The following is a 26604-nucleotide window of genomic DNA, read 5'->3' on the forward strand; positions in this document are numbered from 1 at the left end:
ACCGCTTCGTCGAGCGGTTCGGTAAACCTGTTGCGTCTTGCACCATCGCCTCCCTCGATGGCCGCCGGGCGCCATTCAACAGGCTCCGGCGCACGCTTTCCAGTGAAGAAAGCGCTTAGATGTCCAATACCAGACGAGCGGAGAGCGCTCGGGAAACACAAGCGCAAATCTGCTTGTTGGAGGCCTTTTCCTTGTTCGACAGGCAGTTGTCGCGGTGCTCCGGCACGCCGTCCAGCACCTCGACGATGCAGGTGCCGCAAATGCCTTCACGGCACTCGGTGTCGATGTCGCAACCGTGGGCTTGCAGCACGTCGACCAGGCTGGTGTCGGCCGGTACTTGCAGCACCACGCCGGAGCTGGCCAGTTCCACTTCGAACGTGCCAGCCGGGGCGCTGTTGGCTGCCGGGTCCGCAGCGAAGTGTTCCAGGTGGATGGCATCGTCGGCGCGGCTGCGCGCGGCGACTTCCACCACTTTGTTCATGAACGGCGCCGGACCGCAGGTGTAGACGTGGGCTGCCGGACTGGCGCGATCCAGGCACGCACTCAAGGCAGCGTCCAGGTCCGCAGGCTCGATGCCGTAGTGAAATTCCACGTGATCGGCGAATTGCGTGGCCAACAGTTCGGTAAACGCTGCGTACTGCGCCGAACGCGCGAAGTAGTGCAAGCGATACGGCTGACCGCTTTCCGCGAGTTTATAGGCCATGCTCAGCAGCGGCGTCACGCCAATACCGGCGGCGAACAACACATGTTCGCTGGCACTTGCATCGAGACGGAACAGGTTGCGCGGCGCGCCCATTTCCAGCTCCATGCCCTCTTCCACTTGCTCGTGCAAGGCCAGCGAGCCACCGCGCGATTGCGCTTCTTTTTTTACCGCCACCAGATAGGCACGACGGTCCTGTGGCGGACTGCACAGTGAATACTGGCGGGTCACACCGGTCGGCCCGGTCAAATCGACATGGGCACCCGGCTCATAGGTGTCGAGCGGCTGGCCGTCACTGCGCACGAGGCGAAAGGAACGGATATCCAGCGCTTCGTCGACGATCCTTTCGATCTTCACCTTCATCATTGCATCACCTGAATTTACGTTGTTTGGTTATGTCTTGGGTCGTGCACGGATCTGTAGCCAGAAACTGACCTGTGGGAGCGAGCTTGCTCGCTCGCCACAATGGATCGAGTCATGGCAACAATCAGCGCATGAACAGTCCGCCATTGACGTCCAGGCATGCGCCCGTCACGGAAGTGGCGTTGTCGGCGATCAGCAGCAACACGCTGTCGGCGATGAACGTCGGATCACCGAGGGTGCCGGCCGGGATGATCTTGAGGATCTGTTCCAGACGCTCTGGAGCCACGGTTTCGCGGACCACCGGCAAGTCCAGCGGCCCCGGCGAAATGCTGTTGACCGTCACACCCTGGGGCGCCAGCTCCCGGGCGAAGACCTTGGTCAGGGTCGCCACGCCGCCCTTGGCCGCCGCATAGTGGGCGCCGGTGGCGGTGCCGCCGTTCTGCCCGGCCAGGGACGCGATGTTGACGATGCGCCCGAAGCCACGCTCGGCGAAGTGCGCGCCGAACACCTGGCAGGCCACGAAGGTGCCCCGCAGGTTGATCGCCATCGACTCGTCGAATTCTTCAGGCGTGATGTCCATCAGGGCCGCGACTTTCGACACCCCGGCGTTGTTCACCAGAATGTCAGTGCCGCCCCAGCGCTCGGTGAGCGTGTCGCGGGCACGCTGAAAATCTGCCTTGTTGCGCACATCCAGTTCGATAGCCATGGCAGTGGCACCACTGCTATCGAGTTCCAAAGCCAAGCGTTGCACGCCATCAAGGCGCACGTCCGCCAGTCCGACGCGATAACCCGCCGCATGCAGACGACGGGCGATGCACTCACCCAGTCCGCGCGAGGCACCCGTTACGAGGGCTACTCGACTCATGATGGTGCCCTCACAAAAGGAAGCCGAGCGCGCTCAGGCTGTCGGTGGAGTTGATCAGGCGCACCACTTTGCGCTCCAGGCTCGGCACGCCATCGGTGAAACGAATGCGGTGGTTCAGGTCGGCCACGAACGGCGTGTGCACGCCGCGCTTGTAGGCATACAGCAACTGCGCGGAATTCACTTCGACGATGTCACCGGCCGCTTCCACCAGGCGGAAACGCGACACCGTGCGAATGGTTTTCGCCGCGTCCACCGCCGACGGCGAGTAGCCGGCGGTCAGGCGTTCGATACGCAGGTCACGCATGCGCGCATCGTCGTAGGCGTAGTTGAGGGTCGCTTCAAAGTCTTCGGTGTCCGGATCGATCGGCACGATGTACTTGCCGCTTTCGCTCCACAAGGTCGCCCATTCGGCGTAGTGCTTGTGGTCAAGCAGTTCGGCTTCGCGCCAGATGAATTCGATGGCCTGGGCCAACGGGCCGGAAAAACCGTTCAGGGTGTCGTGATTGCTCATTGGCTCATCATCCTTTTCCACATGTCGTAGGCACCGCGCATGCCGCCCTCGTCGGTGGCGTGGCTGACCTTGTCGCCGTTTTCGGCAGTGATTTCGCGGTTCAGGCCGCGGTTGACCAGGATCGGCGCGTCGACACCCGCGTACGAACCGCGCTGCACGCGGTCCCAGGCTTCGGCGTCGTCAGGGCTGCCGAAACCGAACGGGCCCTGGAAGTGTTCGTGAATGCGCATGCGTTCGCGGTTGGCGATTTCCGGGCCGCCGTCCATGCCCAGGGCCACGTGGCGGATCTCGGTTTCAGTGACCGACACCGGGCGCAGCACCCGGAAGAACGACATCGACATCGCCACGTTGGGGAACAGGTTCAGGTTGAAACCGGCGCCGTGCAGCGAGCGCACGATGCGCCGCACCTGATCGGCCGGCAGGGTTTTCGACAGCTCTTCGGTGACGTGGGCGAAGCGTTCCTGCAACTGTTCGGTGCCGTCGTCGTGATCGAGATCGACGTGCTCCGGCACCATCACCATGACGCTGTGGCCGTTGCCCAGCGAGTGAGTCACGGCTTGTTCGTCGGTCATGAAGGAAAGCATTTCCGAGGTTTCTTCATCCACCGACGACATGAACGACTTGTGCACGATCGGGAAGTGATAGCCGTCGGTGGTGTTTTCCAGCTGGATCTTCCAGTTGCCCTTGAAACTGAACTTGTGTTCGCCCTGGGTCTTGATCGGGTAGCCGGCGCCCTGCTTCATGAACAGGTCCATCCAGTGTTTGGCGCCGCCGAGGAAGTCTTCCAGCGGTTCGATCTCGTCGTTGTAGCTGGCGAACACCATGCCGGCGTAGCTTTCGACGCGCAGGCTGGTCAGCGGCAATTCGGATTTTTCCAGGATGCCTTCGTAGCCATCCGGATACGGTAGCGCTCGCAGCTTGCCGTCCAGGCCATAGGACCAACTGTGGTAGGGGCAAGTGAAACCGGTGGCGTTGCCCTTGTGCTTCTCGCACACCGTGGCGCCACGGTGCCGGCAACGGTTTTCCAGGACATTGATGTTGTTCTTCTTGTCGCGCACCACGATCACCGGGCGATGGCCGATGGTGGCGGTCTTGAAGTCGCCGCTGTTGCGCACTTCGCTTTCGTGGGCGACCCACACCCAGGTGCGGTAGAAAATCTTTTCCAGTTCGGCTTCGAACAGCGCCGGATCGTTGTACAGCGAGACGTCGACACGGTCGTGCTGGACCAGCTCTTCGGGGCTTTTCGACGTCGCGATCAGCTGATATTCATGAGTGCTCATGCGGTTCTCCTCATGGCTTCTTTTTATGATTGATGGGTAGAGGCTTGGAGCTGCGCACCAAAGGCGCAGACCAGCTCGTCCTGGCCTTTACGGCCGATAATCTGCAGGCCGACTTTCAGCCCGCCGCCATCGAGTTCCACCGGCACTGTCAGCGCCGGATGGCCGCTGAGATTGAAGGGGCGGACCAGCGGGGTCATGCCGGCCACGGCTTTACTGCCGGCGCGGGCTTCGCTGAGGGTTGGCGGCAGGGTCGGCAGTGTCGGCAGCAGTAACACGGCAAAGTCTTCCAGCGCCGCATCCACCTGTTGCGTGAAACGCGTGCGCACGGCTTCGGCCTGGGCCAGTTCTTCGCGGGTGGTGCGGCTCGCGGCCAACAGACGGGTTTCGACATCGGCGCCGATCAGACCCTTGCCGGTCAGGTGACCGAAAGCCGCCCAGTTCTCGACATTGATCACCGTCAGGCCGGCGGCGAACGCCGCTTCAAACTCGCTTAAATGCACGTTGCTACGGTGCCAGCCAGCGCGGTCGGCGGCGGCACCGAGGGTCGCTTGCAGGTGCGCGTCGCAAGCCACTTCAAGGAAGCCGACCTTGGCGCCATCACCCGGCAAGCCTTGAATGGCAAAGCCCGGGCAGATCACCTGCATCGCTGCGATCAAGTCGTCCATGGTTCTGGCAAACGGCCCGACACAATCGAGGCTGGATTCCAGCGGATGGGCGCCGACACGGCTGACCCGGCCGTAAGTCGGCTTCAATCCGGCCACCCCGCAGCACGCCGCCGGGACCCGCACCGAACCCCCGGTGTCGGTGCCGATGGCGATGTCTGCCAGGCCAGCGGCGACGGCAGATGCCGAACCGCTGGACGAGCCGCCCGGCACGCGATCCGCTGCTTGCGGGTTGATCGGTGTGCCGGTCCAGTCGTTGATCCCGGTGACGCCAAACGCCAGTTCATGCAGGTTGGTCTTGCCGACGATCTGCCAGCCGGCGCTGAGGATCGCGTCAACCACTTCGGCGTTTTTGCTAGCCGCCGGTGCATCGGCAAACGCGCGGCTGCCCGAGCGGGTCGGGTGGCCGGCGATGTCGATGGAGTCCTTGATGGCCACGCGTTTGCCGCTGCCGCCGAGGAGGAATTCGCTGATGAAAGTACTCATGCATTCAGCTCCTTGTTGAACAGCCGTTGCGTGCGGAAATGCGCGATCAGCCAGACACCATCGACACAACTGAAATCGATGTTCAGTCGGGTGCCGAACAATTCGTTGCGGCCATCGGCGTAGGTGGAAATCTGCTGCATGATCCATTGCCCTTGCGCCCCCTCACCGTCGACCACGATCGATTCGCTGGTGAGGTAGTGCAGGTTCAGCCGGAAATGATCCGAAGGCGGCAGGTAACCACCGACAAATGCGGCCACCGCTTCACGTCCCCGATGCTGGCCAAAGGTCTGCGCGGTCACACTGCCAACGCCTTCCCAGATCGCATCGACCGTGAACAACCGGGCCAGCTCGCTGACAGAGGTCGGCGCCCGCGGCACATCGCACAGGTCCATGTAGCGCGCCATCAGGCGGCGCACTGCGCTTTCCCCTTCGAGCGTCGCCAGACGCTGCAGCACGGCCTCGTTCATGGCTTACACCTTGGCTGCATCGGGAATGGTCAACGGGCGACCGATGCGCGCTTCGATCTTGGCGTAGCGCCACAGGCTGTACTGGCCGACTGGCGTGGTGCGGAACAGGTTGCAGGCGTCGATTACCGATTGATGGCAGTCGACGTCGGCCATGATGTACACGGTCCACGGCGATGTGGTGGACGGGCCGACCATCAAGCGGTCGTCATCCATGGCGCCGAGTACGGTGATGCCGGGCATCGCACCGAGATCGCCCATCATCTGGCTGAAGCCTTTCCACACGCTCAGGCCTTCGCCGGTGGGCAAGTCGAAAAAGTTCTGGGTGATGCCGATGCAGAAGACGACGCGCAGCGGTTCCTGGGTAGCTTGGGACATGCTCTTGATCCTTTGAAAAAGTAATGAAATTCAGACGTAGCCCGGGAACGGCGGCACGCCGAGGAACACCGAGCCGGCGCCGTCGTACAGCCCTTCGCTGAGGAAGGCGTGCTGGGTCACCACCATCGAATCGCGCAGGTAGCGTTGCAACGGGTGGCGCAGGTAAATGGCGGTGGTCCCGGCCAGGCTGTAGGCGCTTTGCACCACTTCGGCACCGGCCTGGGACACGTGAATCGCGGACAATCGCAACAGGCTGGTCTGCTCCGGCGTGACCGGGTTGCCAGCGAGAATCGAGTTCCATACCTGTTCGGTGGCGTTGTAGAAGAAGCCGCGTGCAGCGCTGAGCTTGGCCTCGGCCTTGGCAATCTCGATGCGCACATATGCGCGGTCTGACAGTTTCGGTGCGCCGGTGATACCACTGCCACCCGCCATGCGGCTGATCTCATCGAGAGCAGCGCGGGCCAGGCCAAGGTTGACCACCGCCAGTACTTGCGCGGCATAGGCAATCGACGGGTAGCGGAACAACGGTTCGTCGATGGTCGCCGCACCGCCACGGATGAAGGTCCAGCGCTCGTCGACGCGCTTGTCGCTCACACGCAGGTCATGGCTGCCGGTGCCTTTGAGGCCGACCACGTCCCAGTTTTCAACGATCTCTACTTGTTCCGGGCGAAACACCGCGGTGCGTGGCTTGCCGCCCGCCGCGCCGATGCCGACACCGAGCAGGTCCGCGCCTTTGCAGCCGCTGGCGAACTTCCAGGTGCCATTGACCTGGTAACCACCCTCTACTGCTTCGGCCGGTTGCAATGGAAACAGGCCGCCGGCGAACACCAGGTCAGGGCTGTCGGCGTAGAGTTCAGCCAGGGTTTGCTTCGGCAACGCCGCCAGGTACACGCCGGCGCTGCCAAAACTGGCCACCCAGCCAGCGGAGCCGTCGGCTTCGGAGATACGCTCGATCATTTGCAGGAACAGGGCCGGTGCCAGGGCGTCGCCGCCGAAGCATTTCGGCGTGGCGGCACGGTAGATGCCCACTTGCTTGAAACGCTCGATCATGTCCCGTGGCACATGAGAGACCGCATCGAATTCTTCGCGACGCTGGCGCACTTCATCCAGCACCCGCGCAAAGGCCTGGCTGTCGACGACATTCTCGTCAACGCCGATTGATGCGTCTTGTTGCGCAACCGCTGAACGCAGCATGGGCATTCTCCGTTTTGATTATTGTTAGTAGGGCTGCACCGCACCGCTTTCTGTAGGAGCAAGGCTTGCCCGCGTTGGCACACTTGAGAACGCTATCGCGGGCAAGCCTTGCTCCTACAGAGGTCGGCGTGGAGCCCCTTGCATTGCGGTCCAGTGTAAAAACCGCACTGCGGCGCAACTATTGGTGCGTGCAGCCCCCGGACTAAAGAAAACCCCTAGGCCGACACCCCTTACCTCTGAGCGCATCCCCATGCGCGAGCGGGTATAAAACGCCATACTTCCGGCTCCACCGTCGGAACCCTCTGCCGCCAAGGGCTTTGCGATGTATTTGCCAAAACCGAACGACTTCCATGCGCTGATCGAAGCCATGCCGCTGTGCATCATTCTTCACGATGCGCACACCAAGGAAATCCTCTGGGCCAACGCCGCTGCCCTGGCGGCGCTGGGCTTTACCCTGGAGGAGCTGACACCCCTCAAAGCCCCGGACATGACCCGCGACGCGCCGAAATACCGGCGCTCGGTAGGTTTGCGTTGGCTCGAAGGCGCTGCGCGCACCGGTCAACGCGCCATCGAGTGGTGCTATCGCTCCAAGCAAGGGGTGGAGATTCTGTCCGAGGCCGTCGCGACGCTGGTGCACCTGGATGGCCGCGATGTATTGATGGTTCAGTTCCGCGATATCTCCAAAGAAGACAAGGTCAAACGCGACCTCAAGCGCTTTGAAAGTCGACTCAAGGCGTTCATGCAGGACTTGGCCGAAGGTGTGGCGGTGCTCGGCCCGCAGGGCGATATCCGTTTCATCAGCGACTCCGGCGCACACTTGCTCGCCAGCGAAGTGCGCCAACTGATGAGCAAGAATTTTCTGGCCTGGTGCGACGACGCTTCACGTCAGCGACTGTTGCAACAACTCGCCAACGAAACGCCGGAACACGCGCCGTTCAGCGTGCATTACAAAGTTCAGCGGCGTGACGGCGAGTGGCGCTGGCATGACGCAACCTGCCGCTACATCGAGATCGAGGACGACCTGGTCGGCCATCTGCTGCTGTTCCGCGATGTCACCGAGCAGGTGCAAGCCGAAGAGGCGCGGCGGGTCAGCGAACAGAAACTCGAATACCTGGCGCGTTACAACGCCATGGGTGAAATGGCCGTGGCCATCGCCCACGAATTGAGCCAACCGCTGGCGGCGACCCGCAATTTCATTGAAGGCACAGTGATTCGCCTGGGCAATACGGGCGACACCGACGAGGGCGTTGCCTGGGGTTTGCAGAATGCCGTGCGGCAGATCGAGCACGCCTCGGTGATCATCAAGAGCGTGCGCGATTACGTGGTCAAGCTTGAGCAGTCCGAAGAGCTGGTCGACCTCAATGAGCTGCTGCGCGAAACCCGCTACTTCATCAGTTTGCGCGCCGATCCGAGTCTGGTCCGGGTCGACGTCGTGACCTCCCCCGAGCCGCTGCGGGTGAGCTGCGAAAAAGTGCTGATCGGCCAGGTGATCCTCAACCTGGCCTTCAACGCCATTGAAGAAATGGCCGATCTACCCATCGAACGGCGGTTGTTGCGCATCCATGCCAGTAGCGACAACGGCGTGGCGCTGGTGCGTATCGAGGACTGTGGACGCGGCATCCAGGCCCAGGCGCAGGAGAAGCTGTTCGATGGCTTTTTCTCGTCCAAGGTCAGCGGCAACGGCATCGGCCTGGCGCTGTGCAAGAACATCATCGGTCGTCATCGTGGCGATATCTGGGCGCAGAACCTGGAACCCTGCGGCGCCGTGTTTACCTTCTCCCTCCCCCTCGCCACATGATCGTTCCCACGCTCCGCCTGGGAACGATCATAAATCCTGTGGCGAGGGAGCTCGCTCCCGTTCGATTGCCCAGCAATCGTAAAACCTTCCATCGCCTGCACCCATTCGGGGGCTGCTTCGCAGCCCAGCGGGAGCAAGCTCCCTCGCCACTGTGACACTGGCACAGATACACAAACACTTGGCAGGCAGGGCAATTCCCGGGGTTGGCGGGCGAGGCACTATTGAGTTGTCAGAATCTGCCCACTCACCCGCGATCCGCGTTACCAACAATTCAGGAAGTTCCCCTTATGCGAACAAACAGGATCTCCGTACAGTCAGCGCTAGGCCTGAGCCTGCTTGTACTCGGTTTGAACAGTGCCCGTGCGGACCTGCCCGCCGACACCGGCATCGGCCAGACCACCTTGGCGTTCCCCGCTGAACCGCACCGCGCGTTTGTCGTCGATGTCGAGTTCGAAAGCTTTGTCGCCGGCCGTGTCACCGTGGTCGACCCGGATCAGAAACGCGTGCTGGGCATGGTGCCAACCGGATTCGCCGCGCCTTCGACCCTGAGCCATGACGGCAAGCTGATCTACAGCGCCGACATCTGGTACTCCCGTGGCACCCGTGGCACCCGCACCGACGTGTTGACCGCTTGGGACAGCTCGACCCTGTCGCCGGCCTGGGAAGTGCTGATTCCGAACAAGCGCGCCGAGTCGCTGACCCAGCGCTACGGCCTGAAGACCAGCGGCGATGACCGTTTTGTCTACGTCTACAACTTCACCCCGTCGACCTCGGTGACAGTGGTCGACACCCAGACCAAGGCCGTCGCGACCGAAATCGCAATCCCTGGTTGCGTGCTCAACTACCCGGTCGGCAAACGCCGCTTCGCCTCACTGTGCGGCGACGGCAGCCTGCAAGTGGTGACGATCAACGACCAGGGCCAGGAAACAGCGCGCAACCGCACGCCATTCTTCGATCCGAATGCCGAGAAACTGGTGGAGCGTGCGGTCAACGTCGGTGACACCTACTACTTCACCACCACGACTGGCACCGTGCGCGCCGTGGACTTCTCCGGTGACACGCCGAAAATCCTGCCGAGCTGGTCGCTGACCACCGACGAGGAAAAGAAAGCCGGCTGGGCACCGGGTGGCTGGCAGCTGATGGCTGTCGCGCCGAAACTAAACCGCTTGTACGTGCTGATGCACGACGCTCACGAACCGATGAAGTGGGAAGACCCGAGCACTTTCATCTGGGCCTATGACCTCAAGACCCTGAAGAAAATCGCCACCCTGGAAGCCCCGGCACCGGTGTGGAGCATGCAGGCAACCGGTGACGACAAGCCGCTATTGCTGGGCACCGACGTTGAAGGTGGCTTGCAGATTTTCGATCTCAAAACCAACAAGCACACCGGCAGCATGGCAAAAGTCGCGAAGACCGCGACTCAGGTCATGAGCTACTGAACGAGGTTCGGCCATGCAATCAGATCCGATCTTCATCATTGCCAGCGCACTCGCCATTTCGGCGCTGCTGGCCAGTGCAGCGACCCACAAGCTGCGGGCACCGGCGCGCTTCGCCAAGCAGCTGGCGGACTATCAATTGCTGCCGGCGGCACTGGTGCGCCCGAGCGCACGGTTGATTCCGCTGCTGGAACTGGCCATCGCTTTCGCGCTGCTGGTCCCGTTCAGCCGGGGCTGGGCGGCGTTCGGTGCGGCCAGCCTGCTGGCGCTGTACGCCGCCGCTATCGGCATCAACCTGTGGCGCGGCCGCCGCGACATCGACTGCGGTTGTGCCGGGCCAGACCAGGCGCAACCGTTGCGTCCGGTCCTGCTGCTGCGCAACAGCGTGCTGGTGGCGCTGGCGCTGCTGGCCAGCGTGGCGCCGGTGGTGCGCGACATGACTGTGTTCGATGGCTTCGTGACCGTGGCCGCCGCCGCTGTCGCGCTGCTCATCTACGCCGCGGCCGATGGCCTGCTGGCGAACTCCCCTCTTCTGCTCAAATTGATTGGTAGGTAATCAAAATGGAAGGCTTGATAGTTTCCAACGTTCTGCTCTGGGTGTTGCTGGTGGCCGTGGCGTTTGTCGTCATGGGCCTGGTCCGTCAGATCGGTGTGCTGCATGGTCGTCTCGCCCCGGCCGGCGCGCTGATGGTCGACAAAGGCGTGGCCGTCAACGAAGCCGCACCGCAAATCACCGCCGCTGACCGTAAGGGTCGCCCGGTGAACTTCGGCTACGCCGGGGAAAAATCACAACTGCTGTTCTTCCTCTCGCCGACCTGCCCGATCTGCAAATCCTTGCTGCCGGCGATCAAATCCATCGCCAGGGAAAAGGCCGGCACCCTCGACGTGGTGTTCGTCAGCGACGGCGACATGGACGCCCAGCAAGCACTGATCCGCGAGCACAAACTGGAAGACGCCACCTACGTGGTCGGTCCGGAAGTGGGCATGACCTATCAGATCGGCAAGCTGCCATACGCCGCGCTGATCGACCAGTCCGGCACCCTGCGCGCCAAGGGCCTGGTCAATTCCCGCGAGCACCTGGACAGCCTGTTCGAGGTTGAACACTTGAAACACGCGACGCTGCAGCAGTACCTCAATGCTCAGCCCCACGACCACGCGCATGACCACAGCCACGGCCATAGCCACTGATTAAGGCAGGGAGACCTTCATGAAACTGCTGGATCTGTTGTTCGAGCGCTCGACGCGCCGTGTTGCCGACACCACCTCACGCCGCAAATTGCTGGCGCGCATGGGCTCGCTGATGGTGGCCGGTGCCGCCCTGCCCCTGCTGTTGCCACTGGATCGCACCAGCAAGGCGCTGGCCGCCACTGACCCGAAAGCCGGCGACCCTGGTGACCCGAACAGCTGCGACTACTGGCGCTACTGCTCCATCGACGGCTTCCTGTGCAGCTGCTGCGGTGGTTCGGTGACGTCCTGCCCACCGGGCACCGAAGCCTCGCAAGTAACCTGGATCGGCACCTGCCGCAACCCGGCCGATGGCAAGGACTACATCATTTCGTACAACGACTGCTGCGGTAAGCAAAGCTGCGCCCAGTGCGCCTGCACCCGTAACGACAGTGAGGAACCGGCCTACCGCCCGTTCAACAACAACGACGTGAACTGGTGCCTGGCCGCTAAATCGCACATCTATCACTGCACCGTTTCGATCATTCGCGGCGTCGCCGTTTAAGCACGCAATTTCCGCCGATTGCCCGTGCAACCGGCATTCTTTGCGTGTGTTTTTTCGTAGGCGCCAGGCTTGCCGGCGAAGGCGTTCTCATGGACGCCTTCGCCGGCAAGCCTGGCGCCTACAGGTTCGGTTTTCTCCTGTAGGGAAGATGTCATGCGTAAGTTGCTCATCCTTAGCCTGGCCTGCCTCATGACCACCCCGCTCGTCCATGCCCGGGCCATTCCCAATCCCAACCAGCGCCACGCCCCGGGCAACGAAGAACTGCAAAAACCCATCGCCGAAGCCAATTACAGCGTCGGCGTGAACTATCAATTGCAATGCGCCGGCTGCCATCTGGGCGACGGCAGCGGTTCCGCCGCCAATGACACACCACGGATGAAGGGCTTTGTCGGCAACTTCCTGAAAGTCCCCGGTGGCCGCGAATTCCTCGTGCGTGTGCCAGGCATGTCGCAATCGGCGTTGAACAACGCGCAATTGGCCGACTTGCTCAACTGGCTGATGCGCGAAGACGGTATGGCCGGTAACAGCGTGCCGAAGGATTACCAGCCGTACAGCGCCGAAGAAGTCGCGACTTTGCGGGCCAAGACCATGCTCAACCTGCCTGGCACCCGTGGTGAACTGATCAAGGCCATGCGCGCGCAAGGCATCGCGATTGATGACGGGATGAATTACTGAATCGGCTCGAACGCAACCTGCCTCAGTTGTCGGTACGCCTCGACCAATTGCCCAAGGCTGAACGCCAGGTTTCGCCCGCCGGGATTGGGCAAGACCCACAAAATCCTTGCGCATGAATCGCGCTTTTCGACAGGAGACAAAAACCGAAACCGTCAGCCTGAGCAGACGGTTTCGGTTTTTTCGGCAGCTGCGATCCAGCAGGTTTACGCGGCAGTCAACGGTACACTCGACGGTGCGTCGCGACGCTCGGCCTGATCAACCGCCTGGCCTGGAACGCGATCCACCGCTGGCGTCCACGCCGGCACGCTCGGCATTTCCTTACGCAGGCTGTGAATCAGCGTGTACGACATCACCAGCAGCAACATCGCAATCGGTAAACCGGCGGCGATACTCGCCATCTGAATCGCTTTCAGCCCACCCGCCAGCAGCAGGCCCGCAGCAATCGCCCCTTCCAGAATGCACCAGAGCAACCTGATCCAGTTCGGCGGGTTGGTGCTGCCCAAGGCACACAAGGTGCACAACACTTGGGTTCCGGCATCGGCCGTGGTGACGAAGTGCACACCCAGCAACACGCACACCAGTATCGACAGAACGGCGCCAACAGTAGGGCCATCCAGTGACTGGACCAGCGTGAACATCGCCGCCGTGGTTTCTTTCTTGGTCGCGAGCAGCACTGTGCCGCCTTCGAACTTCGGTTGTTCCTGACCCACCACCTGGCTGGCAACGGATGCCTGATAAGCCTGGCGATCCTGTTGTTCGTTTTTCAGCGCAGCGCCACCGAACACCGACATCCACAAAATGGTCACCATGGTCGGCACCACCAGGGCGCCGATCACCAGTTCACGAATGGTCCGGCCTTTGGAAATTCGCGCAATGAACAGACCGACAAACGGCCCCCAGGTCATCCACCACGGCCAGTAGAACGCCGTCCACCAGTTTTGCCATTCGCTGTCTTTCTGCGTGTCCATCCAGAAACTCAGGCCAACAATGTTCTGTACATAGTCGCCGGTGGATTCAAACATCAAGTTGAGAATGTAACGGGTCGGACCAATGGCAAGTACTGCCAGCATCAAAATGAATGACAAGTACATATTAAGTGTAGAGATTCGCTTCATGCCTTTGGACAAACCGGCCAGTAGCGAAATGCACGCAACAATACTCACAAACAGAATAATGGATAACTGCAAACCAACACTTACCGGAATACCGAATACCTGATGCAGACCGGTATTGATCTGTACAACGCCCAGGCCGAGTGATTGAGAAACACCGAAGGCCGTAATAACGACGCCCATGATATCGACCACATGACCGATCCATCCGTAGATGCGGTCGCCAATCAGCGGATACAGCAGCGAACGAAGCGCCAGCGGCAAACCTTTACGGTAGGCGAAATACGCCAGGCTCAAGCCGATCATGGAGAAGATCGCCCATGGGTGCAGGCCCCAGTGGAACAGCGTGATGCGCATCGCCAGGGTGGCCGACTCGTCCGTCAAACCCTTGGAAAACGGGTTGTCGGCGTAATGCAGCATGGGTTCGGCGACGGACCAGAAGATCAAACCGATGCCCATTCCCGCACTGAACAGCATGGCGATCCATGACGCGAAACTGAACTCGGGCCGGTCGTGTTCAGCGCCCAGTTTGAGATTGCCGAAACGGCTGACGGAGATGTACAGCAGCAAACCGAGTACGCCACTGATCAAGGCGAGGTAATACCACTTGAAGTTATGCAGGATAAATATCGAAGCCATTTCGAAGGCTTTGGCAGCCTGCTCATCCTTGAATGCACAAAATAGAACAAACGAAATCACCGCCAATATCGAAGCGACGGTCACATTCGGGTTCAAGCCTTTTAACATGCCTGATTGCGCACGCATTGTTTTCCCCTTTTGTTTTTGTTTAAGGGTTTTAGAGAGTATTCCGCAACATAGCTATCGCCTGATATCTGACGTCAGCACGCTGTTTATCTGCAGATTTAATCCGGTCTAACTCGGTTTTGGCAGCATCGCCAAGATGATTGAAACCTGACCTTCGTTCAAACCATTTTTAGTCACCGACTCATGAGAAAAACGCATCAATAAAACCGCTCCTCCTTCCTCCATTCAGCGCCGATCCGTGCACTCACTTACGGGGTCAGCCAAAGACACCAGGTTAGAGCTGGCAATGCCGTTGGGTGTCGATGGGTGTTGAAGCGGCGCGTCCTGTTGCAGGTGCTTGCCCGTGACTTTCGCCTGGCCCACGCACAGTGCGAGCAGCGCGGCACTGCCGGCATAGAAAAAGTAAAAACTTGAAGTGCCGAAGCATTCCATCAACACACCTGCAATCAGCGGTCCGAAACAGGCGCCGACGCCAAAGGTGATCAACAGCATGCCCGACAGTGAAACGCGCAACTGCGGTTCCATGTTGTCGTTGGCCAACGCTACACCGAGCGGATACAGGCAGAATTGCAAAAAGCCGATCGCCGAACCGAACCACAGCAGTGTCACGAACGAAGGCGCTTGATTGAAACCCAGCGGCAGGCAGACGAGCACCAGCAAAACTGCCACCGCGCGAATCAGACTCGCACGGGACAATCGATCCGAGAGCCAGCCCAAAGGCAACTGAGCCAGCAAGCCCGCGCCGATGGTCAACGCCATGAACTGGCCAACCTGCGCCGTTTCCAGTCCCTGTTTGCTCGCATAGATCGCGGCCAGCCCGTAGAAGCTGCCGTTGATCATGCCGGACACCAGAATCGTCATCAGAGACTGCGGAATACGCCGCACGAACACCCGCAGGTCGATCGAGGCAGCGGGCACCGCCGTGGGATGTGCACTGCGAGTAAGTGCCACCGGCACCGAGCACAGCGCAAATACCATCGCCACACCCAGCAGAGCGCGGATGCCCAGCCCCTCGTCGAGACTCAAGGCCAGTTGGCCGAGCATCATCCCGACGTAACTGGCGACCATGTACAGCGCCAGCACACTGCCGCGCTGCTCGGTGCGCGCCTGATCGTTGAGCCAGCTTTCCAGCACCATCAATTGGCACATCATGGCCAGCCCGACCAACCCGCGCAGCACCAGCCAGAACGCCAGGGACGTGCTGAACTCATGGGCCAATACCGCCGCTGCAATCAGCCCGGCGCACGCCGCATAGGTTCGAATATGCCCGACCTGTGCGATCAAGCTGCGTCCGACCCAGCCGCCCAACACCATGCCCAAGGCATTGGCGGCCATCAACGCACCACCTGCGGTTTCGCTCGCCCCCAAGGCATTCAGGCGCAGCGCCAGATAGGTCATCAGCAAGGTCGATCCCAACTGCATCAGCAAGCTGGCCAGATACAGCGCACCGAAAGTTTTTGTCAGTCTTATCACCGTGCCGGTCCCCGGATAATTTACAACTCAAGCCAAGCCGTGAAGTTGCTTCCAGTTGCCGGGATGCACCACATACCCGAACAAGGCATGCCCGCCGTACACCAGTTCGGTGCCTTCGGGTATCCATAGCAATTGCCCGGGCGTGACTTGAAACAGCTCGTCGCCGACGCGCAATTCGAAGCAACCCTCGATGACGAAAATCACTTCGTCGTAGAGCACCGTCCAGGCGACCTGCGCGCCTTCCCAGCGGGCGAAGCCCACGCCGATGTTCGGCGAGACTTCGTTGCTGATGGCCCGCGCCACATAAGCGGCGCCGGGCGGACCACCACGGAAGGTGAAGTCCAGGTCGTAATGGTCGATGCGCAGCACCGGACCTTTGCCTTTGGCCAATTGGCTCATAGCTCGCTCCGGCTGTTCCAGGCCGCCAGATGAATGCGCGAGCGAACGCCCAGGCCAAGGAATGGTTCTGGCGGGTTGAGCGACGGCATGCCGGTCACCGCCCGAATATCGTTCAACTGTGCCGAGTCGGCACCCACCGCGAGATCGGCGAGCATCGTTCCGGAGATGGTGCCCCACGCGGCACCGACACCGTTGTCGCAGGCTGACGCATGAACACCCGGCTCCAGCTCACCGAAGAAGTTGGTGAAGTTGCGCGAGATCGCATAGACGCCACCCCAGGTATGGCTGAACGGCACGTCGGCCAGCTGCGGGAAGCGCGCCAGGAATGCCTTGCGGTGCGCATCCCGCACTTTCGAACGCATGCCATCACTGGTGCTGCGACCGTACTTGGGCACGTGCTTGTAGGTGTTGCGGATGATCAACCGACGATCCTGGGTCATGCGCACCGTCGTGCCGGCGTGATCGGCCGGGGTCAGCCCCCAGTCCAGCTGGCCGCCATAAATGGCCAGCTCTGCATCGCTCAGCGGTCGGGTCCAGCTGGCGAAGGTCATCACCGGCAGCAGACGATTGCGCAGATAACCGAACTCCTGGGTGAAGATGCTGGTGCCCAGGAGCAATTGCGGCGTGCGAATCAGCCCCGCCGTGCCGTGCAGAATCCAGCCGCCACGGCCGTCACGTTCCAGACGCTGGATGGGCGACTCTTCGAGCAGCTCGACATTGCCCGGCAACGAGCGAGCCAGCCCCGTCACCAGCGCCGCCGGTTGCATCAGATAGCAGCCGGGCGTGTAGATGGCGCCACTGTAATGGCCAGTGCCCAGGACCTTTGCCAGTTCGGCGGAATCGGCCCTGCGGAACGGCTCTCCAAGGTCACTCATCAGGCGTTCGAAGTGATCGAGATAAGCCAGGCCACGTGCACCGACGGCGCCCTGATACTTGCCTGCATGGGACCATTGGCAATCGATGCCATGGTTTTGCACCAGGCCTTGCAACTGTGAAATAGCGGCGCGGTTGAGCGACAGCAAACGCTGTTTGTGCGCAGGGTCCGGATGCTCCAGGGCAAACTTGTGCGGCAGGTCGATGACAAAACCGGAGTTGCGCCCCGAGGCACCCTGGGCGACCCGTTGCGCATCCACCAGCAGAATACGCGCCTGGGGATGATGTTCGGCCAAGCGACGGGCGGCGGCAAGGCCGGCGAAGCCCGCGCCAATCACCGCGTAATCCGCACGCTGTTCGCCCGACAGACGCTTGCACGCCGGTTGCTCGGGCAATGCTGAATACCAGCCGCAGCTCGTGTCATCGAATGGCAGGTTGATGATGTTTTTCATGGTTCGGGCCTCAGGCTACAGCCTGCTGAGAATGCTGACAGGACTGCAGCAATGCGCTGCGTTGCGTTTGCGCTTGGCGACCGAGCAGGACAAAGCCATTGAGCTTGCCCGCCGCGTCGTAGAACCCGGCACTCAAGCCATCTTCGGTCGGCGTGCAGCGCCACTCACCTTCGCTGGCGATGGCAGGCGCCAACAGGCACAGCGGTGCGGCCGGCGTTTTCACCGTCACCGGCATCAACGGGTAGTCGACAGCCGTGGATTGCCCGAGCAATGTCTTGCTCAACGCCTGAATGCCCTGATTGATCGGTGCCAGGTACGGCAGCAGTTGTCCATCGATCTCGATGCAGTCGCCCAAGGCGTAGATGCCCGGTGCAGAAGTTTGCAACTGAGCATTCACCTGAATACCTCGTCCAACCGCCAGACCGGCACTCTCTGCCAGGCTCAGGTCAGGACGCAGGCCAACCGCCGACAACACCAGATCCGCCTCGAGGGTTTGGCCATTGGCGAGTTGCAGGCGATAACCTTGAGGCGTGGATTCAATGGCTTCCAAGGTGTTTTGCAGATGCCATTTCACCCCCAGATCACTCAAAGCGTTTTGCAGCACCTGCCCGGCCTCGGCCGGCAACAGACGCTCCATCGGCCAACGCCCCAGACCGATGACATCAACGCTGAAACCGTTGTGGGCCAAGTCATTGGCAAACTCGCAACCAATCAACCCATCCCCCAGGATCGCGACACGGCGCACACCGGTCAGGCGCTCACGAAAGCCGTGGTAATCCTGCAAATTATTGACGCTGATCAGCGCTGAGCTATCGCCCTGGATCGGCAAGCGAATCGGTTGCGCACCGCTGGCAAGCACCAACTGGCCGTAAGCCATTTCACCGAAGCTGGTGCGCAAGCGTCGTGTCGAACTGTCGATGCCCAGCACCTTGCAGTGCGGGTACACGCGGATGTTCAAACGCTGTTCGATGGCCAGCGGCGATTCACCGGACAACGCCTCGGCGCTTTTGCCCTGGGACAAACCGATCGACAGTGCCGGTTTCGAGTACAGGTGCCCGGACTCTTGCGTCAGCACGCGGATCTCGACCTTGGGATCTGCCTTGCGCAGCGCCTGGGCCAGGCCGTAACCGGCATAGCCGCTGCCGATGATGACGATCGGCTGGCGCGTTACCGCAGCCACCACAGGCGTCGCCACCGCTGGTGGCGGTGCGCTGACAGCGGTGACCGCCTGCGTGTGTTCACTGATATCGAGCATCTCGAAGTCTGCCTTGCCGACGTGGCATTCGGGGCAGACCCAATCCTGGGGAACATCCTCCCAGCGCGTGCCGGCAAGGATGCCATCTTCCGGCCAGCCCAGCGCCTCGTCGTAGATCAGACCGCAAACGATGCAAAGCCAAGTCTTGAACATGCCGTTCACTCCCCAGCAATCCGGATCGCTACGTTCTTGGTGCGCACGTAGCTGTACAAGGCTTCCTGGCCCTTCTCGCGACCGAAGCCCGACAAGCCGACGCCGCCGAACGGCGTTTCGATGCCGCCGGCGTACCATTCGTTGACGAACACCTGACCGGATTTCAGTTGACGCGTGCAGCGCATGGCGCGGCTGATGTCCTGGGTGAACACCCCGGCCACCAGGCCGAACTCGGTGCCGTTGGCAATCGCGATGGCTTCTTCTTCGGTGTCGAAAGGCATGATCGCCAGCACTGGCCCGAACACTTCCTCCTGGGCGATGCACATGTCGGCAGTGACGTCGCGGAACACCGTCGGGCGCATGAAATGTCCGGCTCGGTCGGCAAACGCTTCGCCACCGGTAACCGCCACGGCGCCGTCTTCCATCGCTCGCCGGCACAACGCCTCGATGCCCGCCAGTTGCCCGGCGCTGACGACCGGCGTGAGGTCGGCGTTATCCTGGCCTACGCCAACGCTGAGGCCTTCGGCCATGGCAACGACTGCCTCGACCACTTCTTCATAAATCTCGCGCTGCACCAGCAACCGCGACATCGCCGAACACACCTGGCCGGCATTGAAGAAAATCCCTGACTGAACGCTCGCCAGCAATTGCTCGCGATCGGCATCGGCGAAGGCAATGGCGGCCGACTTGCCACCCAACTCCATGACGCTCGGAATCGCATGCTGTGCGGCGTCGCGCAGAATCGACTGGCCGGTTGGCACGGAGCCAGTGAACACGATCTGGTCGACACTACGATGGCTGACCAGATACGAACCGACCTCGCGACCACGGCCGCAAATCAGGTTGACCGCCCCATCGGGCAAACCGGCCTTGGCGATGGCGCGGATCAGCACGCACATGCCCAGTGGCGAAAGTTCGGGGGACTTGATCACCACCGCGTTGCCCGCCGCCAGTGCCGGCGCCAGCGAGCGGGCACAGATCGACACCGGGAAATTCCACGGCACGATCTGCGCCGAGACACCCATCGGATCGTACAGGGTGAAGTCCATGTAGCCGTTGCCCAACGGGATCGAGGTGCCCTCGATCTTGTCCGCCATGCCAGCGTAATACTCGAAGTAGCGCGCGGCTTCGATGAACTCGTCTTTGGCGTCGCTCAGGCGCTTGCCGTTTTCCTGGCACAGCACCCAGGCGCCCTCGTTCGCCACGGCGCGGATTTCCTCGGCAATGCGCAGTAGCCAGGTCACGCGTTGCGCCGGACGAGCGCGAGTCAGTACGCCGCTGTCGGCGCAGCGGCGAGCGGCCAGCAACGCACGCTCGGCATCGGCCACGGTGGCCTGGGCGATAGTCGCGACCGGCTCAGCGGTGCCGGGGTTGTTGACCGTCAGGCGCTGGACGCTGTCGCTCCATTGCCCGTCGATATAGTTGAGCCAGTGAGAGGCGATCGGATACATGGACCTCTCCTCAGGCGGACGGCGTGGTGGCAAGCAACTGACGTGCGGCCCACTGGTGGAAGAAATGCGTCGGGATGTCCATTTCCGGTGAGAACGCGCCACCTTTGTAGCCAGGGGAATGCCGGCCTTTCTGCATGCCTTCGACCGAGCTGATGTCTTCGGCGAACACCACTTTCCAGGACTCCAGAATCGCCTCGCGGCAGGCACTGAACTCGTCGCTGCTGGCGGCTTCGTCGCCAACATAGAACAGGCGCAAGTGCTCGATGGTGCGTCCCGGTGCAACCGGCTCAAGCTGCATGGCGAAGGCATGGTCAGCCTGGATGCCGAGCAATACGTTAGGGAAGAACGCGACGTATTCGGCATTTTTCAGACGGTCCAGCGGCCAGGCCGGGAATGTCGGCAGGTGCGTACCGGCGACGTCCGAGAGGTTGTAGGCGTAGCTGCCCTGGCCGGCGAAGTGCTCATCAAAAATAATGTTGTAGTGGTCTTCCAGACGCGAGTAGGAGTTCAGGCTCGGGTGAACCCACGGCAAGTGATAAGCCTCGCAGTAATTCTCGACCGCCAGTTTCCAGTTGCAATTGATGTCCAGAGTGGTGGCGTCGTGGCCCGGGCGGCGGCGCATCAGGCTCATGCCGTCTTCACCGAGGAATTGGGTCCAGCGTTGGGTCAACGGCGCCAGCATGTCTTCCAGCGGCTGCGCATCGCCGGACAGGTTGATGAACACCATGTCCATCCAGATCGCGCTGCGGATGGCTTTCAAGCCATGTTTTTCACAGGCGAAGCGCTCGTCTTTGTGCTGGTCGATGCCGCCAACGTGCGGCGTTCCGCGCAGCCCGCCGTTAAGGTCGTAAGTCCAAGAGTGGTAAGGGCAGCGAATCACGCCCTGCACTTCACCGGCCTCTTCCACCAACTTCATGCCGCGGTGACTGCACACGTTGTGGAACACCTGCACCAGGCCTTCGCGGTTACGCATTAGCAACAATGGCAAGCCCATGAAGTCGATGGGCTTGACCGAACCGGCCTTGCCCAGGTCGCTGGCGAAACCGACGCAGGCCCAGGTCTTGCCCAGGACCTGATCGCGCTCGAGTTCGAAGTAACGTTGCTCGGTGTAGAACTCGTTGCTCAGGCCGGTCGCTTCGTGGATCGGATTGAGGACGGTTTCCAGGTGATGCACAGGAATTTGTTGGATGGTGTTCATTATTGTTCTCCCCTGCTGGGCACGGTATTGAATGATCGGCAGGCTCGTTGGCCAGGGTCCGCTGGCGGCAAGTTTGGGAAAACAGGGTGGGTCTCGACAAACGATATTTCCGGCGCGATTCATGACTTATTGTCATAAATATCGAGCGTATGTTTTTATGCTTGCGAGCATTTTCCCGGGGCAAAAAAAATCGCCCGGCATCGAAATGCCGGGCGATTCAGATTGAAATTCGACCCCGTTGACGGCGTTACAGGACGTCCTCCGCTGGCGGAAGCTGGTTCAACAACCAGCTGCGGAAACGTTTAACGCTCTGGCGCATCCCGCCACGGGCCAAGGGCTCCAGCAAACAGAATTGCGCATCGGTTCTCAATACCGTATCGAGCGGTCGGATGAGTGCGCCACTGTGCAGGTGATCATCGACAAGGTTGGACCAGGCCAGCGCTATGCCCTGCCCGCTGATCGCCGACTGGATCAGCATCGAGTAACTGTTGATATTGATCCGGCGTTTCGGTTCGACCTTTTTCAGGCCCTGGCTGTGGAACCATTCCGGCCAGCCGATCCAGTCCCGTTGCGGGTCGTCGAGAAACAGCCAGGTGCAGGCTGCCAGGTCTTCAGGGGTATTCAAGGCGGGATGCTTGGCAAGATAGGCCGGGCTGCAAACCGGGTAAACCTCTTCGGAAAACAACGGCGTGACCTGCATGTCCCTAGGCGGTGTCTTGCAGTAATACAGCGCCAGGTCGCAATCGAGCCGGGAGAAATCCTTGACCTGATCATGGGCGATGATCCGCAGGTCGATCTCTTCGTTCTCCCGCTGAAACTCGGTCACTTTAGGCAAAAGCCACAACGAGGCCATTGCGGTACTGGTGGCGACCGTCACCTGTTCGGCGCCCTGCCAATGGCGAATCTCACCGGTGGCCTGCGCCACCTGCATCAACGCCGCACGCACCGTTTCATAGTACTGACTGGCTGCCGGGCTCAGTTGAATCGTACGAGTGGTCCGCTCGAACAGAACCTTGCCCAGATAGTCTTCCAGCAAACGAACCTGTCGACTGATTGCACCTTGCGTCACGTTCAACTCATGGGCAGCCAAGGTGAAACTCAAATGACGCGCCGCCGCTTCAAACGCGACCAGACTGTTGAGTGGCGGTAATGGGTGGATTTTCATACAAGGCAGGTCACGTCGTTATTTTGGTTATCGCCGCAGTTTAGCCCTTGGCGCTGGACGTGGACAGCGCAGGTTCCCGACCATACCCCTAATCCTGTAGGGGCATGGCTTGCCCGCGATGGCGTCACGACATTCAGCATCGCTGGTGCCTGACACCCCGCTTGACCCGGCCTACACCCGAGACGCTTCCTTCAATTTCGGCAACATCGGTTCAGTCGTCATTGCAGATGGCGCAAACACAGCCTCAGGCTTTTCCACCTCAACCTCACCATTCAAGGCCTTGTGCATTTTCACCGTGTCCAGCGCTCCGACCCATTTGGCAATCGCCATGGTGCCAACGCCATTACCTATGGTGTTGGTGATCGCCCGCGCTTCCGACATGAAACGGTCGACACCCAGCAGCAACACCATCCCCGCCACCGGAATGGTCCCGAGGGACGACAACGTGGCCGCCAGAATGATGAAGCCGGAACCGGTGACCCCCGCCGAGCCCTTGGAAGTGAACATCAGCACCGCCAGGACGATCAATTGGTCGGTCAGGGTCAGTGGCGTGTTGGTCGCCTGGGCGATGAAGATCGCGGCGATGGTGTAATAGATCGCCTGCCCGTCCGGGTTGAAGGTCAGACCGGAGGGGATGATCATCCCGGCCACGGGTTTTGATACACCAGCCTTTTCCATCTTGGAAATCATCTGCGGCAGTACCGATTCCGAAGAGCTGGTACCCAGCACGGTGAACAGTTCTTCCTTGATGAACTTGAGGAACTTCCACAGGCTGAACCCGCTGTAGCGGCAGATCGGGCCGAGAACAAAGATCACGAACACGGCACAGGTCAGGTACACGCAGGCCATCAGTTTGCCCAAGGAGAACAGCGAGCCGAAACCGTACTTGCCGATGGTAAACGCGATTGCACCAAATGCGCCGATCGGTGCCAGGCGCATGACCATGTTGACGATGCGAAACATGCCCTGCATCAGGCTGTCCAGCGTATCGACAAAGACTTTGCCGCGCGGCCCGACATGCGCCAGGGCGATGCCGAGCAGGATCGAAAAGAGCAAGATCTGCAGTACGTTGCCCTTGGCGAAGGCGTCGACAATGGTGTCGGGGATGATGTTCATGACGAAGTCCATGAACGAAGCGTGTTTCACCGCCGAGGTGTAGGTGGCCAGACTGGAGGTGTCGAGCGTCGCGACATCGATGTTCATGCCCGCGCCGGGCTTGAACACATCGACCACCACCAGGCCGACCACCAGTGCCAGCGTCGACACCACCTCGAAATACAGCAACGCGCGAAAGCCGACGCGCCCCAGTTCCTTCATGTTTTCCATGCGGGCGATGCCCGTGACCACGGTCAGGAAGATCACCGGTGCAAGGAGCATTTTGATCAGTTTGATGAACGCATCGCCCAGGGGTTTGAGCGCCGTTCCGGTTTCGGGAACGAACACCCCGACGATGGCGCCGAGGATCACCGCGATGAGCACTTGTACGTAGAGTTTGCCAAGTATTCTTTTCATGACAGGGCCCTGATTTTTTATTGTTGTCAGGAAATGCCCAGGGGTCGGATCCACCGATCCGCCCCTTGGCGTTGTGCCGCAGTACTACTTTGAATCGCCGGGAAAGATCAGCGGTTGATCAGCGCGAGTACCGCGTCGGTGATCTGGCGGGTGGTGGCGTTGCCGCCGAGGTCCGGGGTGTGCAGACCGCTTTCGGTCACCGCTTCGATGGCTGACATCAAGTGTTTGGCCGCGGCGGCCTCACCCAGGTGTTCCAGCATCATGGCCGCGGTCCAGAACGTCGCGATCGGGTTGGCGACGCCTTTACCGGTGATGTCGAAGGCTGAGCCGTGGATCGGTTCGAACATCGAAGGAAACTTGCGTGACGGGTTGAGATTGGCGGTCGGTGCGATACCCAGGCTACCGGACAGCGCGGCAGCCAGGTCGGAGAGGATGTCGGCGTGCAGGTTGGTGGCGACGATCACGTCCAGGGTCGATGGCTTGAGCACCATGCGCGTGGTCACGGCGTCGACCAGTTCCTTGTCGATCTTCACATCCGGAAAATCCTTGGCCACTTCATAGAAGATTTCGTCCCACAGCACCATGCCGTGGCGCTGGGCGTTGGACTTGGTGACCATGGTCAGGTGCTTGCGTGGGCGGCTTTGCGCCAGTTCGAAAGCGAAGCGGTGAATGCGCTCGACCCCGGCCCGGGTGAACACCGACACTTCGGTGGCGACTTCTTCCGGCAAGCCGCGATGCACACGACCGCCGTTGCCGGAGTACTCGCCTTCGGAGTTCTCGCGCACCACGACCCAGTCAATCTGGTCACCGTTATGCAGCGGACTTTTCACCCCCGGCAGGACACGGGCCGGGCGTACGTTGGCGTACTGGTCGAACCCTTGGCAGATCGGCAGGCGCAAGCCCCACAGGGAAATGTGATCCGGCACGTTGAGCGCACCGACCGCGCCGAAGAAGATCGCGTCGAAGGTTTTCAGTTCTTCCAGGCCACCTTCGGGAATGTAGTAGCCGTTCTTCAGGTAGTTGTCGGAGTTCCAGTCGAAATGTTTGAAATCCAGTTCGAAGCCGGTTTTTTTCGACAGGGCCTGCAGTACCTCGACGCCTGCGGCGATCACTTCCACACCAATGCCGTCACCGGGTACTGCAGCAATTTTGTATGCGCTCATTGTTGACTCCACTCTCATCGATTTCTTGTTGTTCCCGCTGTTCAGGCGGGGTGTGAGCGGAGTATATGTAGTGAACAAATAGCTGTGAGTTCCTCAAAATCACTACATAAATAACTTTGAGTTACGAATGAACCAGACCCTGGATTTATCGTTTTTTTACCTGTTGGCCAACAAAGGCAGCCTTGCCGCCACCGCCCGGGAGCTGGGTATCACCCCACCGGCAGTGAGCAAACGCCTGACGGCGCTGGAAGCCCGGTTGGGTATTCGCCTGGTCAACCGCACCACGCGCTCGATGAGCCTGACGTCCGAGGGCGAGCTGTATTTCTCCCAGGCCGCGCGCATCCTCACCCAGATCAACGAGCTCGAACAGTTGGTGAGCAGCAGCCGGGCCACGCCCAAGGGGCTGATTCGGGTCAATGCTTCGCTGGGCTTCGGCCGACGGCATATCGGCCCTGCCCTCGCCGCGTTCTACGCCCGCTATCCCGAAGTGGAAATCCAACTGGAGATCAGCGACCACCCGCTGGACCTGACCACCCACGGCTTCGATCTGGGGATTCGCTTCGGCACCTTGCCGGATGCCGCTTTCCACGCGCGCAAGATCGCCTCCAACCGGCGCTTGCTATGTGCCTCGCCGCTGTACCTGGACAAGTACGGCACCCCGCAAAAACTCGCGGAGCTGCAGCACCACAACTGCATTTTCATCCGCCAGAACGAATCACCCTATGGCGTCTGGAGCTTCACCAACGGCGGTCACACGGAAAACATCAAAGTGCATGGCGCCCTTGGCTGCAACGATGGAGAGGTAGCGCTGAATTGGGCGCTGGATGGGCATGGCATCCTGCTTCGGGCGGAGTGGGACATCGCCCGTTATGTGCGCAGTGGCCGATTACGCCTGGTGCTGGAAGACCAGACGCCGACCCGGGCCGATGTGTATGCGGTGTACCCGCAGCAGCTGCATTTGTCAGCGCGGGTACGCAGCCTGATCGACTTTCTGATCGAGCGGTTCAAGCACATTGATAATGTCGAGGAAGGTTGAGGTTCACCTCTGCCCGGTGAACTGGACGCTTTCAGGTCCTGGCGATGGTGCTCCCG

Annotated in this window: 25 protein-coding genes and 2 pseudogenes; 7 read left to right on the plus strand and 20 right to left on the minus strand. The window is 60.9% G+C overall.

All coding sequences use genetic code 11. The annotated features are described in order from the left end of the window. Positions 1-115 precede the first annotated feature (115 nt). The 8 genes from D8U73_RS02860 to D8U73_RS02895 form a co-directional block, all read right to left on the minus strand. Positions 116-1066 carry a PDR/VanB family oxidoreductase gene (locus D8U73_RS02860; RefSeq protein WP_130903692.1) on the minus strand — a complete coding sequence of 317 codons (951 nt, stop codon included), beginning with the start codon at positions 1064-1066 and terminating at the stop codon, positions 116-118. 121 nt (positions 1067-1187) lie between these two features. After that, entirely contained in the window at positions 1188-1928 is a 741-nt protein-coding gene (locus D8U73_RS02865) for an SDR family oxidoreductase (RefSeq protein ID WP_130903693.1), read from the minus strand. A gap of 10 nt (positions 1929-1938) precedes the next feature. Next, positions 1939-2439 (minus strand): aromatic-ring-hydroxylating dioxygenase subunit beta, encoded by a 501-nt coding sequence (locus tag D8U73_RS02870; RefSeq protein WP_056853758.1) that lies wholly within the window; start codon positions 2437-2439, stop codon positions 1939-1941. Continuing rightward, positions 2436-3719, minus strand: coding sequence for an aromatic ring-hydroxylating dioxygenase subunit alpha (locus D8U73_RS02875; protein ID WP_130903694.1), 1284 nt, complete (start codon positions 3717-3719; stop codon positions 2436-2438). The genes D8U73_RS02870 and D8U73_RS02875 overlap by 4 nt, the downstream gene beginning before the upstream one ends. Before the next feature lie 23 nt (positions 3720-3742). Beyond that, positions 3743-4867 (minus strand): amidase, encoded by a 1125-nt coding sequence (locus D8U73_RS02880; protein WP_130903695.1) that lies wholly within the window; start codon positions 4865-4867, stop codon positions 3743-3745. Next, positions 4864-5334, minus strand: a complete 471-nt coding sequence (locus tag D8U73_RS02885) for a nuclear transport factor 2 family protein (protein WP_130903696.1) — start codon at positions 5332-5334, stop codon at positions 4864-4866. The genes D8U73_RS02880 and D8U73_RS02885 overlap by 4 nt, the downstream gene beginning before the upstream one ends. A gap of 3 nt (positions 5335-5337) precedes the next feature. Then, positions 5338-5709 carry a hypothetical protein gene (locus tag D8U73_RS02890; protein WP_046040355.1) on the minus strand — a complete coding sequence of 124 codons (372 nt, stop codon included), beginning with the start codon at positions 5707-5709 and terminating at the stop codon, positions 5338-5340. A 30-nt stretch (positions 5710-5739) separates the two neighbouring features. Continuing rightward, complete coding sequence (locus D8U73_RS02895; protein ID WP_130903697.1) at positions 5740-6903, minus strand: acyl-CoA dehydrogenase family protein; 1164 nt, start codon at positions 6901-6903, stop codon at positions 5740-5742. A 322-nt stretch (positions 6904-7225) separates the two neighbouring features. Here D8U73_RS02895 and D8U73_RS02900 point away from each other — a divergent pair, with 322 nt between their 5' ends. From D8U73_RS02900 to D8U73_RS02930, 6 genes are all read left to right on the plus strand, one after another. Next, positions 7226-8701 (plus strand): ATP-binding protein, encoded by a 1476-nt coding sequence (locus D8U73_RS02900; protein ID WP_056853763.1) that lies wholly within the window; start codon positions 7226-7228, stop codon positions 8699-8701. A gap of 287 nt (positions 8702-8988) precedes the next feature. Next, entirely contained in the window at positions 8989-10140 is a 1152-nt protein-coding gene (locus D8U73_RS02910) for an amine dehydrogenase large subunit (protein ID WP_130903699.1), read from the plus strand. Positions 10141-10153: 13 nt separating this feature from the next. After that, positions 10154-10693 carry a MauE/DoxX family redox-associated membrane protein gene (locus tag D8U73_RS02915; protein ID WP_130903700.1) on the plus strand — a complete coding sequence of 180 codons (540 nt, stop codon included), beginning with the start codon at positions 10154-10156 and terminating at the stop codon, positions 10691-10693. Positions 10694-10698: 5 nt separating this feature from the next. Beyond that, complete coding sequence (gene mauD / locus D8U73_RS02920) at positions 10699-11325, plus strand: methylamine dehydrogenase accessory protein MauD (RefSeq protein WP_056853766.1); 627 nt, start codon at positions 10699-10701, stop codon at positions 11323-11325. 19 nt (positions 11326-11344) lie between these two features. Next, entirely contained in the window at positions 11345-11866 is a 522-nt protein-coding gene (locus D8U73_RS02925; RefSeq protein WP_056853767.1) for a methylamine dehydrogenase light chain, read from the plus strand. A gap of 153 nt (positions 11867-12019) precedes the next feature. After that, on the plus strand, positions 12020-12541 hold the full coding sequence (locus tag D8U73_RS02930; protein WP_056853768.1) for a hypothetical protein: 522 nt from the start codon (positions 12020-12022) through the stop codon (positions 12539-12541). Here the strand turns inward: D8U73_RS02930 and D8U73_RS29390 are convergent. The 12 genes and pseudogenes from D8U73_RS29390 to D8U73_RS02985 form a co-directional block, all read right to left on the minus strand. Continuing rightward, positions 12535-12642, minus strand: a pseudogene (locus tag D8U73_RS29390) (G/U mismatch-specific DNA glycosylase); the annotation flags it as partial. The gene D8U73_RS02930 and the pseudogene D8U73_RS29390 sit on opposite strands and share 7 nt — an antisense overlap. 102 nt (positions 12643-12744) lie before the next feature. Further along, entirely contained in the window at positions 12745-14418 is a 1674-nt protein-coding gene (locus D8U73_RS02940) for a BCCT family transporter (protein ID WP_056853769.1), read from the minus strand. A gap of 225 nt (positions 14419-14643) precedes the next feature. After that, entirely contained in the window at positions 14644-15891 is a 1248-nt protein-coding gene (locus D8U73_RS02945) for an MFS transporter (protein ID WP_177435505.1), read from the minus strand. A gap of 27 nt (positions 15892-15918) precedes the next feature. Then, positions 15919-16290, minus strand: coding sequence for an ethanolamine utilization protein EutQ (locus D8U73_RS02950; RefSeq protein WP_056853770.1), 372 nt, complete (start codon positions 16288-16290; stop codon positions 15919-15921). Further along, entirely contained in the window at positions 16287-17615 is a 1329-nt protein-coding gene (locus tag D8U73_RS02955) for an FAD-dependent oxidoreductase (protein WP_056853771.1), read from the minus strand. Before D8U73_RS02955 ends, D8U73_RS02950 begins: the two co-directional genes overlap by 4 nt. Before the next feature lie 10 nt (positions 17616-17625). Beyond that, entirely contained in the window at positions 17626-18870 is a 1245-nt protein-coding gene (locus D8U73_RS02960; protein ID WP_236708435.1) for an FAD-dependent oxidoreductase, read from the minus strand. Then, a pseudogene (locus tag D8U73_RS29395) lies at positions 18859-19023 on the minus strand (rubredoxin); the annotation flags it as partial. The pseudogene D8U73_RS29395 and the gene D8U73_RS02960, both read right to left, overlap by 12 nt. 5 nt (positions 19024-19028) lie before the next feature. After that, the gene (locus tag D8U73_RS02965; RefSeq protein ID WP_130903701.1) at positions 19029-20474 is read right to left on the minus strand and encodes an aldehyde dehydrogenase family protein; all 1446 of its coding nucleotides are present in this window, start codon (positions 20472-20474) and stop codon (positions 19029-19031) included. Between the two features lie 10 nt (positions 20475-20484). Next, the gene (locus D8U73_RS02970; RefSeq protein WP_177435506.1) at positions 20485-21672 is read right to left on the minus strand and encodes an aromatic ring-hydroxylating dioxygenase subunit alpha; all 1188 of its coding nucleotides are present in this window, start codon (positions 21670-21672) and stop codon (positions 20485-20487) included. A 247-nt stretch (positions 21673-21919) separates the two neighbouring features. Beyond that, a complete protein-coding gene (locus D8U73_RS02975; protein ID WP_056853773.1) occupies positions 21920-22837 on the minus strand; it encodes a LysR substrate-binding domain-containing protein in 918 nt (305 codons plus the stop codon). 171 nt (positions 22838-23008) lie between these two features. Then, complete coding sequence (locus D8U73_RS02980; protein ID WP_056853774.1) at positions 23009-24349, minus strand: dicarboxylate/amino acid:cation symporter; 1341 nt, start codon at positions 24347-24349, stop codon at positions 23009-23011. A gap of 107 nt (positions 24350-24456) precedes the next feature. Then, complete coding sequence (locus tag D8U73_RS02985; RefSeq protein WP_056853775.1) at positions 24457-25512, minus strand: tartrate dehydrogenase; 1056 nt, start codon at positions 25510-25512, stop codon at positions 24457-24459. A 127-nt stretch (positions 25513-25639) separates the two neighbouring features. Between D8U73_RS02985 and D8U73_RS02990 the strand changes: the two genes are divergently transcribed. Then, positions 25640-26548, plus strand: a complete 909-nt coding sequence (locus tag D8U73_RS02990) for a LysR family transcriptional regulator (RefSeq protein WP_056853776.1) — start codon at positions 25640-25642, stop codon at positions 26546-26548. The last annotated feature ends 56 nt before the right edge of the window (positions 26549-26604 follow it).

This window comes from Pseudomonas sp. Sample_22, from assembly GCF_004307635.1.
Lineage (GTDB): Bacteria > Pseudomonadota > Gammaproteobacteria > Pseudomonadales > Pseudomonadaceae > Aquipseudomonas.

Coding starts and splice junctions, on each gene's coding strand:
- D8U73_RS02865 (WP_130903693.1), bottom strand. CDS start 1,928: ATGAGTCGAGTAGCCCTCGTAACGGGTGCCTCGCGCGGACTGGGTGAG.
- D8U73_RS02985 (WP_056853775.1), bottom strand. CDS start 25,512: ATGAGCGCATACAAAATTGCTGCAGTACCCGGTGACGGCATTGGTGTG.
- D8U73_RS02990 (WP_056853776.1), top strand. CDS start 25,640: ATGAACCAGACCCTGGATTTATCGTTTTTTTACCTGTTGGCCAACAAA.
- D8U73_RS02940 (WP_056853769.1), bottom strand. CDS start 14,418: ATGCGTGCGCAATCAGGCATGTTAAAAGGCTTGAACCCGAATGTGACC.
- D8U73_RS02895 (WP_130903697.1), bottom strand. CDS start 6,903: ATGCTGCGTTCAGCGGTTGCGCAACAAGACGCATCAATCGGCGTTGAC.
- D8U73_RS02970 (WP_177435506.1), bottom strand. CDS start 21,672: ATGAACACCATCCAACAAATTCCTGTGCATCACCTGGAAACCGTCCTC.
- D8U73_RS02870 (WP_056853758.1), bottom strand. CDS start 2,439: ATGAGCAATCACGACACCCTGAACGGTTTTTCCGGCCCGTTGGCCCAG.
- mauD (WP_056853766.1), top strand. CDS start 10,699: ATGGAAGGCTTGATAGTTTCCAACGTTCTGCTCTGGGTGTTGCTGGTG.
- D8U73_RS02880 (WP_130903695.1), bottom strand. CDS start 4,867: ATGAGTACTTTCATCAGCGAATTCCTCCTCGGCGGCAGCGGCAAACGC.
- D8U73_RS02860 (WP_130903692.1), bottom strand. CDS start 1,066: ATGATGAAGGTGAAGATCGAAAGGATCGTCGACGAAGCGCTGGATATC.
- D8U73_RS02980 (WP_056853774.1), bottom strand. CDS start 24,349: ATGAAAAGAATACTTGGCAAACTCTACGTACAAGTGCTCATCGCGGTG.
- D8U73_RS02885 (WP_130903696.1), bottom strand. CDS start 5,334: ATGAACGAGGCCGTGCTGCAGCGTCTGGCGACGCTCGAAGGGGAAAGC.
- D8U73_RS02875 (WP_130903694.1), bottom strand. CDS start 3,719: ATGAGCACTCATGAATATCAGCTGATCGCGACGTCGAAAAGCCCCGAA.
- D8U73_RS02915 (WP_130903700.1), top strand. CDS start 10,154: ATGCAATCAGATCCGATCTTCATCATTGCCAGCGCACTCGCCATTTCG.
- D8U73_RS02955 (WP_056853771.1), bottom strand. CDS start 17,615: ATGAAAAACATCATCAACCTGCCATTCGATGACACGAGCTGCGGCTGG.
- D8U73_RS02965 (WP_130903701.1), bottom strand. CDS start 20,474: ATGTATCCGATCGCCTCTCACTGGCTCAACTATATCGACGGGCAATGG.
- D8U73_RS02975 (WP_056853773.1), bottom strand. CDS start 22,837: ATGAAAATCCACCCATTACCGCCACTCAACAGTCTGGTCGCGTTTGAA.
- D8U73_RS02950 (WP_056853770.1), bottom strand. CDS start 16,290: ATGAGCCAATTGGCCAAAGGCAAAGGTCCGGTGCTGCGCATCGACCAT.
- D8U73_RS02930 (WP_056853768.1), top strand. CDS start 12,020: ATGCGTAAGTTGCTCATCCTTAGCCTGGCCTGCCTCATGACCACCCCG.
- D8U73_RS02900 (WP_056853763.1), top strand. CDS start 7,226: ATGTATTTGCCAAAACCGAACGACTTCCATGCGCTGATCGAAGCCATG.
- D8U73_RS02925 (WP_056853767.1), top strand. CDS start 11,345: ATGAAACTGCTGGATCTGTTGTTCGAGCGCTCGACGCGCCGTGTTGCC.
- D8U73_RS02890 (WP_046040355.1), bottom strand. CDS start 5,709: ATGTCCCAAGCTACCCAGGAACCGCTGCGCGTCGTCTTCTGCATCGGC.
- D8U73_RS02910 (WP_130903699.1), top strand. CDS start 8,989: ATGCGAACAAACAGGATCTCCGTACAGTCAGCGCTAGGCCTGAGCCTG.
- D8U73_RS02960 (WP_236708435.1), bottom strand. CDS start 18,870: ATGCTCGATATCAGTGAACACACGCAGGCGGTCACCGCTGTCAGCGCA.